This is a genomic window from Flagellimonas aequoris (assembly GCF_003584165.1).
In the GTDB taxonomy this organism is placed as follows: Bacteria; Bacteroidota; Bacteroidia; order Flavobacteriales; family Flavobacteriaceae; genus Flagellimonas; species Flagellimonas aequoris.
Genome location: NZ_QXFJ01000030.1, coordinates 571,410 through 586,595, shown reverse-complemented (window position 1 = coordinate 586,595; position 15,186 = coordinate 571,410). Strand labels below are relative to the sequence as shown.

At 37.5% G+C, this 15,186-nt stretch carries 24 protein-coding genes; 17 read left to right on the top strand and 7 right to left on the bottom strand.

Going from position 1 to position 15,186, the window contains the following annotated elements:
- The first annotated feature begins 68 nt into the window (after window positions 1-68).
- From D2U88_RS16165 to D2U88_RS19675, 5 genes are all read left to right on the top strand, one after another.
- On the top strand, window positions 69-1,439 hold the full coding sequence (locus tag D2U88_RS16165) for an aldehyde dehydrogenase (RefSeq protein WP_119641561.1): 1,371 nt from the start codon (window positions 69-71) through the stop codon (window positions 1,437-1,439).
- Window positions 1,440-1,616: 177 nt separating this feature from the next.
- Window positions 1,617-2,024 carry a hypothetical protein gene (locus tag D2U88_RS16160; protein ID WP_119641560.1) on the top strand — a complete coding sequence of 136 codons (408 nt, stop codon included), beginning with the start codon at window positions 1,617-1,619 and terminating at the stop codon, window positions 2,022-2,024.
- 6 nt (window positions 2,025-2,030) lie between these two features.
- Window positions 2,031-2,333, top strand: coding sequence for a hypothetical protein (locus D2U88_RS16155; protein WP_147378600.1), 303 nt, complete (start codon window positions 2,031-2,033; stop codon window positions 2,331-2,333).
- Window positions 2,334-2,679: 346 nt separating this feature from the next.
- Window positions 2,680-3,822: a replication initiation factor domain-containing protein gene (locus D2U88_RS16145; RefSeq protein ID WP_182859198.1), complete on the top strand. Its 1,143-nt coding sequence runs from the start codon at window positions 2,680-2,682 to the stop codon at window positions 3,820-3,822.
- A gap of 3 nt (window positions 3,823-3,825) precedes the next feature.
- A complete protein-coding gene (locus D2U88_RS19675) occupies window positions 3,826-4,047 on the top strand; it encodes a hypothetical protein (RefSeq protein ID WP_119641556.1) in 222 nt (73 codons plus the stop codon).
- Here the strand turns inward: D2U88_RS19675 and D2U88_RS16135 are convergent, their stop codons facing one another.
- The gene (locus tag D2U88_RS16135; protein WP_119641555.1) at window positions 4,048-4,833 is read right to left on the bottom strand and encodes a hypothetical protein; all 786 of its coding nucleotides are present in this window, start codon (window positions 4,831-4,833) and stop codon (window positions 4,048-4,050) included.
- A 168-nt stretch (window positions 4,834-5,001) separates the two neighbouring features.
- Between D2U88_RS16135 and D2U88_RS16130 the strand changes: the two genes are divergently transcribed.
- From D2U88_RS16130 to D2U88_RS16085, 11 genes are all read left to right on the top strand, one after another.
- On the top strand, window positions 5,002-5,739 hold the full coding sequence (locus D2U88_RS16130; RefSeq protein ID WP_119641554.1) for a hypothetical protein: 738 nt from the start codon (window positions 5,002-5,004) through the stop codon (window positions 5,737-5,739).
- 83 nt (window positions 5,740-5,822) lie between these two features.
- Window positions 5,823-6,734: a hypothetical protein gene (locus D2U88_RS16125; RefSeq protein WP_119641553.1), complete on the top strand. Its 912-nt coding sequence runs from the start codon at window positions 5,823-5,825 to the stop codon at window positions 6,732-6,734.
- Window positions 6,734-6,856, top strand: coding sequence for a hypothetical protein (locus tag D2U88_RS19790; protein ID WP_262696604.1), 123 nt, complete (start codon window positions 6,734-6,736; stop codon window positions 6,854-6,856). Before D2U88_RS16125 ends, D2U88_RS19790 begins: the two co-directional genes overlap by 1 nt.
- 7 nt (window positions 6,857-6,863) lie before the next feature.
- On the top strand, window positions 6,864-7,346 hold the full coding sequence (locus D2U88_RS16120) for a hypothetical protein (protein ID WP_119641552.1): 483 nt from the start codon (window positions 6,864-6,866) through the stop codon (window positions 7,344-7,346).
- On the top strand, window positions 7,346-7,534 hold the full coding sequence (locus tag D2U88_RS16115) for a hypothetical protein (protein ID WP_119641551.1): 189 nt from the start codon (window positions 7,346-7,348) through the stop codon (window positions 7,532-7,534). Before D2U88_RS16120 ends, D2U88_RS16115 begins: the two co-directional genes overlap by 1 nt.
- A gap of 29 nt (window positions 7,535-7,563) precedes the next feature.
- Window positions 7,564-8,112, top strand: coding sequence for a M23 family metallopeptidase (locus tag D2U88_RS16110; RefSeq protein ID WP_147378599.1), 549 nt, complete (start codon window positions 7,564-7,566; stop codon window positions 8,110-8,112).
- The gene (locus D2U88_RS16105) at window positions 8,109-8,336 is read left to right on the top strand and encodes a hypothetical protein (RefSeq protein WP_119641549.1); all 228 of its coding nucleotides are present in this window, start codon (window positions 8,109-8,111) and stop codon (window positions 8,334-8,336) included. Before D2U88_RS16110 ends, D2U88_RS16105 begins: the two co-directional genes overlap by 4 nt.
- Window positions 8,330-8,767, top strand: a complete 438-nt coding sequence (locus tag D2U88_RS16100; RefSeq protein WP_119641548.1) for a hypothetical protein — start codon at window positions 8,330-8,332, stop codon at window positions 8,765-8,767. Before D2U88_RS16105 ends, D2U88_RS16100 begins: the two co-directional genes overlap by 7 nt.
- A complete protein-coding gene (locus tag D2U88_RS16095; protein ID WP_147378598.1) occupies window positions 8,718-9,110 on the top strand; it encodes a hypothetical protein in 393 nt (130 codons plus the stop codon). The genes D2U88_RS16100 and D2U88_RS16095 overlap by 50 nt, the downstream gene beginning before the upstream one ends.
- A 133-nt stretch (window positions 9,111-9,243) precedes the next feature.
- A complete protein-coding gene (locus D2U88_RS16090; RefSeq protein ID WP_119641546.1) occupies window positions 9,244-9,639 on the top strand; it encodes a 3TM-type holin in 396 nt (131 codons plus the stop codon).
- A 2-nt stretch (window positions 9,640-9,641) separates the two neighbouring features.
- Window positions 9,642-10,226: a hypothetical protein gene (locus tag D2U88_RS16085; RefSeq protein ID WP_119641545.1), complete on the top strand. Its 585-nt coding sequence runs from the start codon at window positions 9,642-9,644 to the stop codon at window positions 10,224-10,226.
- Window positions 10,227-10,245: 19 nt separating this feature from the next.
- Here D2U88_RS16085 and D2U88_RS19785 read toward each other — a convergent pair whose 3' ends face one another.
- From D2U88_RS19785 to D2U88_RS16065, 5 genes are all read right to left on the bottom strand, one after another.
- Entirely contained in the window at window positions 10,246-10,380 is a 135-nt protein-coding gene (locus tag D2U88_RS19785) for a hypothetical protein (protein WP_262696603.1), read from the bottom strand.
- 88 nt (window positions 10,381-10,468) lie between these two features.
- Complete coding sequence (locus tag D2U88_RS16080) at window positions 10,469-11,089, bottom strand: hypothetical protein (protein ID WP_119641544.1); 621 nt, start codon at window positions 11,087-11,089, stop codon at window positions 10,469-10,471.
- Between the two features lie 612 nt (window positions 11,090-11,701).
- Window positions 11,702-12,061, bottom strand: coding sequence for a hypothetical protein (locus tag D2U88_RS16075; RefSeq protein WP_119641543.1), 360 nt, complete (start codon window positions 12,059-12,061; stop codon window positions 11,702-11,704).
- A gap of 295 nt (window positions 12,062-12,356) precedes the next feature.
- Window positions 12,357-12,677 carry a DUF3892 domain-containing protein gene (locus tag D2U88_RS16070; RefSeq protein WP_119641542.1) on the bottom strand — a complete coding sequence of 107 codons (321 nt, stop codon included), beginning with the start codon at window positions 12,675-12,677 and terminating at the stop codon, window positions 12,357-12,359.
- A 169-nt stretch (window positions 12,678-12,846) separates the two neighbouring features.
- Window positions 12,847-13,050 (bottom strand): helix-turn-helix transcriptional regulator, encoded by a 204-nt coding sequence (locus D2U88_RS16065; protein ID WP_119641541.1) that lies wholly within the window; start codon window positions 13,048-13,050, stop codon window positions 12,847-12,849.
- A 190-nt stretch (window positions 13,051-13,240) separates the two neighbouring features.
- Between D2U88_RS16065 and D2U88_RS16060 the strand changes: the two genes are divergently transcribed.
- A complete protein-coding gene (locus tag D2U88_RS16060; RefSeq protein ID WP_119641540.1) occupies window positions 13,241-13,468 on the top strand; it encodes a hypothetical protein in 228 nt (75 codons plus the stop codon).
- A gap of 69 nt (window positions 13,469-13,537) precedes the next feature.
- On the opposite strand, the gene D2U88_RS16055 is transcribed toward D2U88_RS16060, so the two are convergent.
- A complete protein-coding gene (locus D2U88_RS16055) occupies window positions 13,538-14,959 on the bottom strand; it encodes a metallophosphoesterase family protein (RefSeq protein WP_119641539.1) in 1,422 nt (473 codons plus the stop codon).
- Window positions 14,960-15,186 lie beyond the last annotated feature (227 nt).

Here is a 15,186-nt window from a genome sequence, read left to right as displayed (position 1 = left end):
TTATCGGTGCTTTTTTTTATGCTATCTCCTTGGGAAGGTTTGGCTATATTTAGGGAAACAATTGGAATATGATCAAGCAGTTGGTACAGGACCAGAATGATTTTTTTGCAACACGAAAAACCCACGAGGTTTCGTTCCGAAAGCACTACCTAAAGCTTCTGTACCAAGAAATTACAGATAGGGAGGATGCCATTTGCGATGCCCTTTATGCCGATTTTAGGAAACCCCGCTTTGAAAGTCTGGCCACCGAGACCCAATTTGCCCTGGCCGAATTGAAATATGCCATCAAACACGTGAAACATTGGAGCCAACCGAAGCGGGTAACCTCGTCCTTGACCAATTTTCCATCGAGGGAGTGGATCCAATCCGAGCCTTTTGGTAAGGTATTGATCATCGCCCCGTGGAACTATCCGTTCATGCTGGTGATCTCCCCATTGATAGGGGCCTTGGCGGCGGGCAATACAGCCGTAATAAAGCCTTCGGAACTGAGTCCCAATACTTCAAAGATTATTGCGGAAATCATAAAAAAAGTATTCCCACCCGAATATGTGGCCGTTGTGGAAGGGGGAGTGGAGGTATCCACCGAACTTTTGGCAGAAAAATGGGACTACATCTTCTTTACGGGAAGTACGCAGGTAGGCAAGATCGTGTATAAAAGTGCAGCGGAACATTTGACGCCCGTGACCTTGGAACTTAGTGGCAAGAATCCCTGTGTAGTAGATGAAACGGCCCAGATAAAACTGGCCGCAAAGCGAATTACCTGGGGGAAATTCCTGAACGCAGGGCAGACTTGTATCGCCCCGGATTATATCTTGGTGCATGAGTCCAAGAAAGAAGCCTTGGTGCAGGCCTTGAAGGATAAAATCACTGAATTTTATGGTGAAAAAATTGAGGAATCGCCTGATTTTGCAAGGATTACCACGGCAAAGCATTATTCTGGACTTAAAGCAAAGCTTGAAGGGCAAAACATTCTTTTTGGAGGACATTGGACCGATGACACCCAATACATAGCACCCACATTGGTAGAGAATCCGGGTATGGACAGTGCCTTGATGGCCGGAGAGATTTTTGGACCCATTTTACCGATTATTCCTTATACAACAGAGAACGAAATGCATGACATCATCACACGTTATGGAAAACCCTTGGCGTTTTATGTGTTTAGCAATAACAATAACTTCCAGAAACGGATGATGGCACAATATCCATTTGGCGGTGGAACCATTAACGATACGGTCATCCATATCAGTAACAAAAAATTACCGTTTGGCGGTGTGGGCAGTTCCGGGATCGGTGGGTATCACGGAAGATTCAGTTTTGATTTGTTCTCGCACAAAAAATCCATTGTAAAGCGAGGTACCTGGTTGGATGTCCCGATTCGTTATGCACCGTATAAGATTCCATTACGATGGGCCAAACGTATCAAACATTTGTTTTAAATGAGTATTGGCGGGAAGGAGTTTGAAATATTCTATTTTACATAATGTAGATTATAGTACAAGATATGACTGGTAAGTAAAGGGAGGTTTTTAAGTAAAAACCTTGATTTATTAACCAAGAACGCAATTGTATCAATTGAAAGGTTTTATGACTGCGTTCTATTTTATTCTTGTAAAATGATTCGCCAATTTAAACAAATTGAAGCAAATCAACCTCGCACACTTACAAAGATTAAAAAGAAACATGAGCTAAAGCAATTATTGACTTTGGACCATGTAAAAACTATGCGTGATACGCCATTAGTTTTAGGCACATTCCAACGACACGCAAGAAAATTTTATGTTACCCAGCTTTTGGGCAATTCTTTAACGTTACGCCATCCTTACACAGATTCAAATGGTCGGTACATCAAAACAGTTGTACTGGATTTTTCAACTTTCGTAAAGGATGGTTATGTACATGTACGGCCGTTTAAGCCTTCAAAAGAAAATTCATACGGAAATACCGAAGGATTTTGCTATGCCTTAAAAGCCAAAACGCATAAGGATTTATACAGGAAGCTTTTTAAACACAACCTACTGTAAAATCTTATGGAAAAGCGAATTGGTGAGGCTTGCGCTAAGTGCATGCACGGACAAACCATGTCCGACCCGAAATATATTTACTGCTCCTTTTGGCTTGAAGTTGTACATAAACTTCATTCCTGTATTGCTTATGAAAATGAGCAAGATTCCTTTTATCAATCCCTCAATCCTTACGTCCGTGTAAAGTATCGGCGAATGTTCAAAGATGATTTTACCGAAGTTTTAAAATGTCGTTTGGATCCTGGAGAATTTAAACAAGGTTTGGAATCACACCAAAGACATGTTGAACGAACCAACGGGGCTTTCTGATCATGACAATTTCCCAAGGCCTTGTAAAAGTAGTTTTTGGCAGCAAAGAAAATGGTGCTACACACTTTGTTTGGCATAGGATTTCTAGGCGCAAATGGTCATCACTTGAACGATATTATGGTTCTCTCTCCAATTTCTATTACGCTAAAGTTTATTCCTATAAGCGATTAGGAAAAAGAAAGGGCTACCCTATTGAACAAATTGGCTACATCCATTGGGATAAAGATGGAATCCTGACCACCACGATATTTTAACTACTGCCGAAAGCGAATGCGAACCACCCGCGTTTAACAGCGTAGCGATGCAAAAACAAGTTTTTAAACCCAAAATTTTAACCAATAACACTATGAAAACAATTAAAAACCAGTCTGTTAACGTCCCCGATAGGTATAACGGGGACTTACTCGACACGAGTTATGCGCTCAACATTGATTATCTGATTTTGAACCTCTCGGGCAATCCAGTTACTGACACCCAAAACGGTTTAACTATAGATGTTGCCGACTACGGCACCAAAGTCTTTGAAAAGCGTGCAAAACTTACCTATCAAGGTGAAGCCTTTGCCACCATGACATTTAAACCAAGGAGTACCGTAATCGATGAGAATTTGGTGCAAATGCAGCTCGAAAACCATTTGTTCTACACCTCTACCCCTTCCCAATTACGCCAAAAGGTCTCAGAAGTCATTGATATTTTGGGGCTTGACTTTTCAGGCATAAATCGGCTCGATATAGCCCTCGATTTCAGTCAGGAACAACACGACATTCCAAATTTGTTGAGGGGTGTTTTCAATGGGGAGTTTTTAATCTCTGGCCGTGAAAAGGATGTGAACGTGTACACCAAGACCAAAAAGGGATTGATTGAGTTTACTGGTGTCCAAATTGGCAAACGTTCCTCTAGCCGTTTTTGCAGGATTTACAATAAATCCCGTGAATTGCAAACAGGGTCTTTAAAGCCTTATATAACGACCCATTGGGATGCCTTGGGGCTATCAGGTGAAATTTGGCGTTATGAATATCAGTTAAGTAACAAATACTTATCTGAACAGGATAATCTTTCCTTAGATGTTCTCTTTAGCAAAAACTTCATTTTTAACCTGTTGGAAAAAGCAAGGGCAAACCATTTTGAAGTAAAAGAAAATACCGGTAAATCCGAGGTGAACAAAGAACGAACCCATCAATTTATCGATTTTGAAAAAGTTGGCCGCGCAATAGGTTTGATTACCGGAATCATTGGAAAAATAAAACGTACTATCAAAGAGACTTTTATAGGGCAACAACGTATGGTAAAAGGGTTGCTCCGCTCCTACTTCTCCTCTAACCATGATATTCGTTTTCTGCTTCCCATAAGAAGGATTCTGGATGATTTCGACCTCCTGGAATGGTACAACTCCAAATTTAGTCTATACGTGGCTGAATTTCGGGACAAGGAAAAGATAAAGCTGATAGACCTTTATCGTTATGAATTGGATTTTAACCTTGAATGTTAAGTTATGAAGGTTACTAAGAAAATGTTTTCGGTTTATTTGGGCATTAATCCAAGTAAAATAAAGCCTTATTATGATGATTATGTTAAGGATTTAGGGCTAAAAAGAAATTATTTATTGATTTCGGATGTTGCTCGGTTAGATGGTGTTACAATAAGGTATGTTTCTGAAATTATGGGAGTTAAACTGTCTTGTAATTGTGATTTTATACCTAAACTTAAATCATAGTCATTTTATCAATATTTCGTTTATATCATTTTTGTTGTAGATACAGTTTACACTGTCTTTTAATCTTCTGAAAAATATGTAGTCTTTTGTTTGTCCTATGAATATTAGATTTTCATCTGTTACAATGGGGTCATGTTCTTTCTTCAGTTCAACATAAACTGCATATTTACCATAGCCTTCCAGTACATTATTAGCTTTGTCAAGCTTTTGATATGAGTCAAGTAATTCCATTATCATAATTATACTAAAGACCAACAATAGTGATTTATTTATCTTATTTGTGTTTTTGGATATTTCGATTAAGGATTTCACTACAAATAAGGGGACCCATATTAGTAGTAGGTAATATACAAAGCTATTCTTTGCTATTCCTGTCTTGAAATCATTTACAAATGCCAAATAAAAAAAACCTGCAATTGGTCCCAATATGACAACTATAGCTACAATAGTTTCTATTAATTCATAGATAAATAGCAATATTTTTTTATTTTTTGAATTTAAATGTTCACGGAATTTGACAACATAATTGATGAATTTAAAAGGTCCAAATTCAAAACCAAGCATTATTTGCGGCATAATCATTATGAAGTAAATCAACAGCCCTATTGTTAGTGCTGCCCCTGATGGTATAAATATGAAAATTAGTTCTTGTACTGAGAGATAATCTAAAATGTCAATATCGAATTTTTGATAATATATGTTTTCACTGAAATATCCAAAGCATACAAGGAATATGTAAATTACAGGAAGATAATCCTTAATGGTTCTTATTGTGGAATTTGGCATTAAATCTTGGGTTCGTTTAACTATTATAAAAATAACGGTTTAATCCCTTTCTTGTTTTTATTTCTTCCTTTTTATACCAAAAATTACCGTTTCAAAATCCTATACTCCCCTACTCTATATGTTTGTGTTGTAATTCGTTGCAAACAAAAATTTTAAAACAATACAAACATGAAGTTAGCAAGTGCAGTCGCAGCAAATACCTTGACGTTTGAGGTTACTGAACCAAGTCAAGGGCTCATTTTTGGGAATGGTCTTCCTCTTGGCACAAAAATCAAAGTGGATTTGGTTACGACCAATTCCAATGATGTAAACCGTATTCCTGAAATGAATATTGCAGACCTTTTCGACCTTAATAGGTACTTGGGTTGGGATAATGTCATTTCTTATGATGCTACCAATTCGGTGTACAAAAACTCTCCTTTGGTCATCTTTTCCGCAAGTGGTGTGCTTGTATTCGATGATGATACAAAATACAAGGTAACCCTAAGCAATTTGGGTGGTGCAACCTTTGATGTGTTCAATTTGGACAACTCTCGTCTTGGGATTCCTGTAATCATTAAAAAGGCAGAGGTAAAAGCAACACAGGCCGAAAAATCCGAAAACTATGGAGACATTGATTTCCTTTTGTTCAACGGTGGCCACGTCCCAACCAAAATCACGCATTTGGTTTCCGATGGTATGGGTACGGATGGAAAACCCAAGTTTAGGAAAGTGGAAATCTCATTGGAGCAAATGGAAGCTTTTAGGCAGGCATTTGAAATGAGCCAATTTGAAACAGTAGCCGAAGAATATAGTAATGGGGTCGTAAAAGTTGGTTATCCTTTGGAACAGCTTGAAACCATTACACTCCACCATGACACGTCTTTAAATGAGGATATGACTTACCTAACGGTGGATTTCAGATAAAAAATTGAGTTGGTTGAGCATTTAATGGAAAGCCCTTGTATCGTTAAGGGATTACAGGGGCTTTTAAAAAATCAAGTGAGATTATGATAGGAATATTGCCACTTACAACAACATTGTTGCCCATTTTGGGGGGTTCTACCCAACCTACTAAATCACCTACAGGAACTACCACAACAACAAGTGGTGGCAGTATGGTGGGGATGGTTGGTGCGATTACTTCCGTTACCAGTTTAGTTGGTAAAATTTTGGATGGAAAAGTAATCAGTAAAACCATTGGGCAAGCTTTAAAAGACGGCTTTAACTGTTGGGGTGCGACTTGGACACCATCTAGAGCCGAAGAGGAGTTGCCAACATGGATTTCCAAAGTGGCTGAATTATTTAAATCCTCTTTGAATGTTCAAAGGAGTGGGCTTGAAAATTCAATAAACACATTCTTTAGGACATTTTGGGGCAAAGTGGCATCTGATTATGATGCCAAAAAAACTTTGGAAAACTGGATTGGATGGCGTTATGATTCGGCCAAAGATTGTACGCTTAAAGGGTTAATTGTTCTTGAAAAGGGTATTGATGCCTATTTGACAGAATTGGAGAGTACAACAAAACAGATTTGCAATGAAGTAAACTGTGATGTTACCATTTCCAAGAAAACCATTACCCTATATCGAACAGAAGCAGGGGGAAAAGCTGTTAAAGTGCCTTATACCAAAAGTGTTCCTCAAATTAAGGTTACTGTTCGCCCTGACGTCGTAGAGACTGTAAAAGAAACTCTTGGGGGTACTGTGGGAAGTTCTTCAGGCGCAACAACTTCTACAAAAACCACATCTAACCCATTTGGGGGTGCTAATCCTTTCGGTACTACAACTTCAAAAACTTCAGATACAAAAACTTTACAAGTAATGGGTGGTATTGGTCTTGGTTTGGCTGCTCTCGTTGGCTTGTTCATGAAAACTGGTAATTCATATAGTAAATCAAAATCTAGAAAACTTTATAGGTAATGGAAAAGGTAAAAGAAATCTTTATGAAGCCTCTTTTTTGGGGCATTACAGTAGGTCATTTGGTCATTATGGCGCTTGGCATTACTGTGAGTGTAATCTATGTCAAAAAATTCTCTAAATAGTTAGATCATGGGTTGGAACAACAACAATAACTGGAACGGAAATCGAGGCGGAAATTGGAATGGAAATCGTGGTGGTAACTGGAATGGAAACCGTGGTGGAAATTGGAACGGCAATGGAGGGAACATGCAACCACCACCTAAAAGAAGTGGTGCAAAGTATTCAACTATTAAAACAGGAAAGTTTAAGGGTGCCACCATTGTAAACGCTTGGAACAAATCGAAAGGTAAAGGCTTGATAACTGCTAAAGTTGCTCCTTATAAGGATTCTAAAGAGTATACCGCCAAATCTACTGGCAATGTATTCATCACCATGATTGCGGAAGTGTTTTATCACAATTCAGGTCAAAAGATGCTCATTCCTTGTAGTATGAACAAAGACACCAAAGTGATTGTGCTTAGTGATATTGGAATGACCATTACCCCAAATGGCCATGGAGTAACCTCTGGTGGAAAAAGGGTAACAGGCTATTTCGGAAAATTCACTAGGTAATGATTAGTAAGATTCTAAAGGCTCTTTCCTATGGGAAGAAAATAGAAAAATACGCTCTTTCAATCCAAGTTGTTGCAAAGGCCTTAAAGCAAATGCATGATGGTCTTAGCGAGATTTGGGAAGCAGAATTAACTGTTTCAGTGGATGGTGAGGGCGTGGCTTCTGCCTCTAAAAAGGAAAACGATTAAAGGATGTTCAATAAAGAAAATAAAGGGTTTTGGCTTGTGATGGCTTTCATGTGCCTCCCATTTGTAATATGGTTCATCTTTCCGGACATACTCGAACCAAAGAAAAACTGATACTTGGTGTATTGGTTTTTATGATCCTGGCAATTTTTAGAATTATGAAGTTTTTTGCTCTAAACGGTACTGGAAAAATAAGGCTCTGTGATGCTTGGGGCTGTGGACATTTCAACGCTCCAAGGGGCGACCACAAACATAAAGGGATTGATTTTGATATTCCTTTTGGCAGTGTTGTTTATGCTCCTTTTCCCTGTAAGGTTGTTCGGTTGGGTTTCCCCTACTCCGATGATACAAGTTATCGGCTTGTTGAAATCCAAGGTACTGGCAACTACTCTGATTATAAGGCCAAAATTATGTACGTGAAGGATTTACCCTCTGTTGGGGAAACTTTTAAAGAAGGTCAAAAATTGTGCATTGCTGATGACATTACAAAAAGATACAGCTCGACCATGACAAATCATGTTCATTTTGAACTGTATGCTAAAGATGAATTGTTGAACCCTGAACCATTTTTTAAGGTATGAAAAATAAGTGGATGATAGTGATTGGAATAGTGGTGACTACCTTGGTTGGTGTTGCTTTATGGTTTTCCAAAAAGGAAAAAAAGCCCTGTTCTTGTATGGATGTGCAAAGTTCTTTGCAGTCTAAATCCAATAGAATAGCCAGTACAGGTAATGGGGAAATTTTAGACACTATGAAGGCAATGCTGCTCAACAAAGGAACTAAAGAAAATGTCTGCGGATGTTAGCAAAGGTCAAAGAGGTATGGCTAAAGAACCCAACAATGGTTTTGGTTAGTGTTGCTGTGTTTCTAGTAGTGCTAATGTTCGTTTGGGGGTGGATTAAAAAGGGGATTTCTTATGCGGTTGATTCTGTTAAGGGAGTGGCCTCTACCTTAAGTTCGGATGAAGCAAAATCTATTTCTGCTACCATTTTTGCAGAAGTAAATAGCATTATGACCGACGAGGATAAAATCGTTGAACTTATTAGGGATTTGACGCTTTCAGATTATTATAAGGTACAGGCTGCATTTGGTATTCACCCCTACTCTTCCACCTTTGACAATTTTGATTCCTTAACTGGTACGGATAGCAATTTAACCCAAGTATTAAATCAAACTCTAAGTAGTAATGATAAAGAAAAAATCAAAAACTCGGCTCCTTGGCTACCAATTAGTTAAATGGATATTGTTCATACCAAGCCTTATTGGTTTATTGGTCTACTCCTTGGGTATTTTATTTGAAGTTTTGAACATCAAAGCAACTAAGGTTGAACATACGAAAGAGGATGTAAAGAATGCCCGTAGGTGGTTTATTTATTTGTCCTTACCATTTTTTGATGAGGATTATTTTTTGAGCATGTGGCATAAACTTGCGCATGAAGAATTAAAAATGATGGTCGAAGTCTATGGCAATAGGCCATTTAACAAATGGTTAAAAATCTATTTTCCATTTTCTGCTAAATATGGGGCTTTGGATGCTTACAACCTAAAAACAGGTAACTCTTTAATGTTTGTGGAATGAAGCTTTGGGAAGTAAACATTATTTCATTGTTTTCCTTGGGAAGTTTGATGGTCCATTTGGAAAAGGGCTTAACGGTAGTCTTGTTGGTTACCACAATTGCATTGAATGTGAAGAAATTTTTAGATAAAAAGAAATGATTGGAGATATACTATCCATTTTTAGGGGGCTTCTTGGGAACAAGGATTTTATTGATTTGTTCAAAGGGAAAGAAGCCAAATTAAGGGAGTTTGAAATTGCATTGATTCAGGAAATGCAAAGGGCAAATATTCATCAGATTGAACTCAATAAAATTGAGGCAAGCAATAAGAATTTGTTTGTTAGTGGATGGCGTCCTTTCATTGGTTGGGTGTGTGGTTCCGCACTAGCCTACCATTTCATTTTTAGGGATTTTATCACTTGGATTTTTGATGTGGCCGGATTAAATGTGGCTCCCCTACCCTCAATTGAATTGGGGCAATTGATTAGCATTCTACTCGCCATGCTGGGGATGAGTGGTTATAGAACATATGAAAAAATTAAAAAGGTCTGATCATGATAGATTTTTCTTGTTGTGAAGTAAATAAGGCGGTTAAGGATTTATATTCAGATAATGAAGTGATTTCTATAAAACCGATTTTAAAACCAATAAATGATTCCTTTGCGAACAAACTGGAAACAGTATATTATGGTAAGTTTTCCAATCCAAAGGATGGGCAATTAGTGCTTTATAATGGCAATGAGGTAGGGCAAGCAGATTACATTCTCTTTAATAAGGTTATCAATCCTGCATATGATTTTTTCCAAGGTTACGAGGTAACATTGAAAAACGCTTTACTTGAAAGTAGTTTGATTATAAACTTTGTTCCCCATGAAAGTTATGGGCCATCAGTTGATGGGCATTTGCTTATGCTTTATAACTCTCCTTATATGGAAAGTTTTGAGATGATTTCTAATGGCTACAAAATGCCGTTCGATTTTGCCAAAGCAGGTTTTTCCTTAATTGACGAAGTGCATGAAACCATTTTCTTAGGGTTAAATGGAGCCGACCCAATTAAGGAATTAAACATTGTTCCAGCAGATTTTCTCTATGATGGGAACGTATGGAAAATTGAGGTGATGCTATATGATGTAGATTAAATTTACACCATTGCAGCTATCATTTGTTTTCTGTTTCTCTTACTCGTTTGATATAACCTGCATTTTTGCCAATAAAATAGCCAAGGAAAAAGATTCCTAAAACAGGAAGTAAAATGAGAATAAATTGCCAGGGGCCGATCATTGCTAAAGTCATAAGATTTGGGTTTTAAGATTTTGGGAGTGCAATTAAAAGAAAAAAAAGGGGTTAATTGAAATAAAAGTGAATAAAATACTAAAGTCAATTATTGGTTTTTTAATTTTTTAACCATTGTTTGAAATGTTGAGTAACATTCAACCATTATTGTTTCATGGTCTTCTTCAGGAGTAAATATTAGCCATTTTGTCGGATCATCATTATGTCTCAAAGTAAATTTTTGTCGATGTAAATGGTCATATTCAACTTGAATACCAATAAATGTTAATGCGCTTGTATACTTTCGTTCTTTTGAAATATGTGATTTTTTATAATCTAATGCTCTGTGAGCAGTTTCTACCATTCCAATTTTTATTAACTCTAATATTTTTGGTGTCATTTTCTCGGGTTCTATACCAAAAGTAGTTTTGAGGAATTTGGAAATAAGGAAATAGTAAAATTGCCTTAATCTATTAAGATATGCTACAGTTTCATGTATTCTATTAGTTAAAAACTTATCCTCACTACAATCAATATAATTTTGATAGTGATAGTCAAGTGCTTCAATCATTTTGAGTGCTCCAAGAATTTCAACTGCATTTTTATTTTCTTCGAAATCAGTCTTGTTTCTAGCTACTAGTGAATAAATTCGCAAGGATATTGGATTAATTTCCTCTAATTCCTTGTCAGGGTATCTATCTTTTACAGTCCATTGATTAAAGCCATGCATAATGTTTATTTTATAAAATGGAAATGTTGTAATTGTAAATTTAAATTTTGCTATTATAAAATTCTTTTTGGAAAGAAAAGATTATATTCGTAATCACTTACCTGTCATTCTCCTGTACCCTTCGTAGATTATAGTGCAAACGCTATCGTTCAGTAAATTGCGTATAGCTGTGCTATTTGATATAAAATCAGTTCTGATGCTTTAGCGTCATAACGACAACGATTTTATGTCAAAGCAATTTGCTTTAAACATTCGTCTCTTTATTTCCAGTTCACCATTTCGCCGTCAAAACAAATCAGCCACTGGCTAATTTATTTTACTACGTATTTGCACCTATAATTTGTCGCTATGTAAAATAGCCACTCGGCCAACAGCACATTGCTTTCATAAAAAGTAAATGCCCAAGCATTTATTTTTATACGCAATTCTCAGCCACTTGGCCAGCGCTATTAAAAGCTCAGCTTTTCGTATTTGTTGAAACCTTTGGTTTTAATTACGAATTTGGAAAAGAAAAATTTCAGGGGAATCTCGTCAGCTTGTCGCAAAAGCTTAAAATTTAGCGGAGCATAAATTTCTAAGCACTTGCTAACATCCTGCTAAAAAGGAACTTCGCTAGCTTTTACTCTTTAAGTGCTCTATTCTTTCTTCCTCTCTTTCCTTTAAGTACCACCATTCAGTATTATCTTTCTTTCTAGTTATTTTTACAGCACCAACCTCGTGAAGAAGTTGTCTTATTTCGTCCTCAGTGTAACCACCAATATTTTGTTTAAGAGCTTTCATAGAACGATCTATGAACTTTTTGTGCCAAAGTAAATCAGTTAATATTGATTTGACAGTTTCCTTACTTTGATTTTCTAATCGGAACATTTCAAAATTATGTTGGAATTGTCTCTTTTGAAGACCATAATTTATCCAGCCCGTTAACAGTCCTCCAACAACCACTCCTATTAAAGCCCAAATTGCATCACTCATGTCTTAGAATTTTATGTTAATTCCTTTTTATCTTTTTTCTTGATAAAAAAGAAACAAAAAATCAAGGCTGCAGAAAACTTTGGAAACAATGTACGGCTCAATCGCTATATTTTAGAAAACATCTTAACCCATCAAGATTACTTCGAACTAACTTTAAAAATTTTTATTATTAAGAATATGTATTTCTAACCCTCTAAAATATCGCCGCTCATTTCTCCTATTGTTTTAGCCAAAGTTTTCTGAGGCCATTTCGCCAACGCTTCATCCGATAAAAAATAAATATCTATTTTACATTTTAATCTCTTCTAATTGAGCTCATATTAATGGCATTATCTAAATTGTCTTTTTGTGTAGCGTTTGCAACGGTTCGTAAATATTCACGATTATTACTATTTACATAAGTAACTGAGGCTCCTATTTGCCAATTAGGATATCCCCAAGTAATTGTTTTAATAGTATTTCTTTGTTTTATTAAGTTGATAGCTACTGACTCAGTAGTTTTGACACCATACTGAAATGAATTATCATCATTAACCATATGCAATAACACGTGAGTAATATTATCATTACTATCTTTCCACACACCTGATATGAAATAGTTTGCTAATTTTGCCATTTTTTTATTAAGTTTTTGTTCAGAAATTAAAGTTAGATATATAGGACAATAATTTTTTACGGAAATCCTCAATCTAATATATTATTGAAATTAAGGCTATAATCAACTCCTTCCTTCCGGTTAGTTTTGGCAATTAATTCTAAATTCTGATTTCAAAAACTCGAGGCAATCATTTTGTAGAAACTAATAACTCCCTTATATCCACGTCCAAGATTTCAGCAATCTTCTTTAAATCTTTTAAATGTGGCTGGGATTTGTTATTGCAGATAGCTGTTATAGAAGTTGTACTTTTTCCAAGTTCCTCTGCAAGCCAAACCTGAGATTTTCCTTGAATTACCAATACTTCTTTTATCCTGTTAATTCTATCAGTCATAATACTATTTAGATACTACAAGATATAATCCAAACTTGTTAAAATATAACTTGAACTTTCATTTATATAATAAAGACTTTGTTCTTTAAATATTTTCATGTAAGTTTATCTTAACTTTGTTTAAGTTTTATTTATATAAATAAAAGACAAAGTTTATCCTTAATTGTTGATAACTTTATATAGTAGCTCAATGACTCCCAACGAAATTAACCTACATCCCCTACTCTCCTACTTTGAAGAATGCCATGAGGGAAATTTACTTTCCTTTACCCAATGGTTGGACAAGGCCATTTATATGTTCCACTACCTCCCAACAGATACTTTTTCAGAAACGGATCGTCAAAATGTTTGTCATGTGCTCATGGAATTAAAAGAAGCTGTTTTAAAAATCCATGTTGAGCAACATAATTGTGCTTAATACCCATTCCACACCCATTACCTCCTCCACTCCCCTTCTACCTCGCTCAGGACAGGCTCCGACAACAAATTAAGGATGTGGCCATACCTGCTTAGGTTTCGTATAGTCATTGGAGACTTCATAAAAAGCTTCCGTCAACGTATCCCCGGTTATGGTGACCATGGCAAAACCATTGAGTACCCTTAGCTTTTGTACTTCATCCGTTGGGTAGGGCATTTGTGTGCAGGCATAATAGTCAACCGTACAATCTGTTCCGTGGCTGGCCTTCTTCAGATAGGACCCGTCACCAAAGGGTATGGAAGCATGCCCGCAACATCGCATTTTATGGGTGGCCGTATGGCTCCCAACGTTATAGAACGATAGATTGTCCCTATACACGATACCGTTGTGCACATGGCCCCAGTACCAAGCATCGGGCAAGTGTTGGTCCATGGCCCCCACCACTTGGTTCCACAGGGTTTCATTGGGAGTTGGACCGTCTTTGGCCACTTCTATTCCATTGTGGTGGGTCAACAGAAATATTTTTTTGCCGGTCCTATATGCTGAACCCAAATAACCCAACTGCTCTTCCCCACCTTCGGAATTGCACAGGGACCCCTTCATGTACAGCATGCTATCGTCATAATAGGCGGAGTCCAGCCCCACAAATATCCAACCCCCAATGGCCAATTGAAAACAACTGCTACCCTGTTGTTGGTGGAACATGGGGTCTTGCAGGCTTGTTCCCAGTAATCCGTTGGCACCATCATACATCTCGTGATTGCTGTTCATGGTGTAGACCCTACCCTTATAACTATTGGGAAGCAGGTCCAAAAGGTGTTTCCTTTCTTCTTTGGAAGTGCCGGCGTAGTACACATCACCCAAATGAATGATATAATCGGGGTTCCGTGAAAGCACTCCATCGATCACCAACTGGGCCGGACACTTGCCCTTTCCCCCGTCCTGCCAAACCCCGGTCCCCCAATCTCCGATGATGGCCACAGTGGCCGTGGAAGGTATCTCTGGATGCTGGGCCGGTTGCGGTGGTGGAACAAAACCGTGTTTCTTGTGCGGAAATATTTTGTAGTAAAAGTAATAGACCATGACGAGCATCCAACGGAAATCCAACTGACAAAATCGTGAAACGGCATATAAGGTCCCATCACCTGATACCCAGCCCGCCAGATTGGCGTTTGCTTCCAACATCTCGGGAGTGATGGTAGATGGAGGTAAATGAAATGCGGTCCGCAACAAAGGGGTAAGATGTCCCTCATCAATAAGATGGTTCAAGTGATACAACGCCAGTACATTTTCCATGTCATGGTCATACTCCTGATTTTGAAGGTTTCCTGAATGCGCATATTGTTCACAAGACTTTAGATAATCCCAAAAGGCATTCCCTGATGTCTGGGCCGCAAGGGTCAAGGGCCCTTCGGATTGTGCTTTTTCAAGTTTCTGGTTAATGTCATCCAATTGCTCCTGCAAGTCGGATGTAATGTTGTAAGTGGCCATATCGATTGTTTTAGAAAAGTTTTTCGAACTATCCAGGGGGTCTTGATATATCGGGGAGTTTTCTCTGGACTGTTTGGGGGAAGAAATAAAAACACGTCCAACCCTTAAATGTAGGCATTCCTATTGGATTTCCATTGGGTAAAAACTACCTAGTTTTTAGGGTTTTACCACAATTTGATACGATTTTTCACTCCCCAGCCACAAGAACGGGGTTTTATAAAATGAGG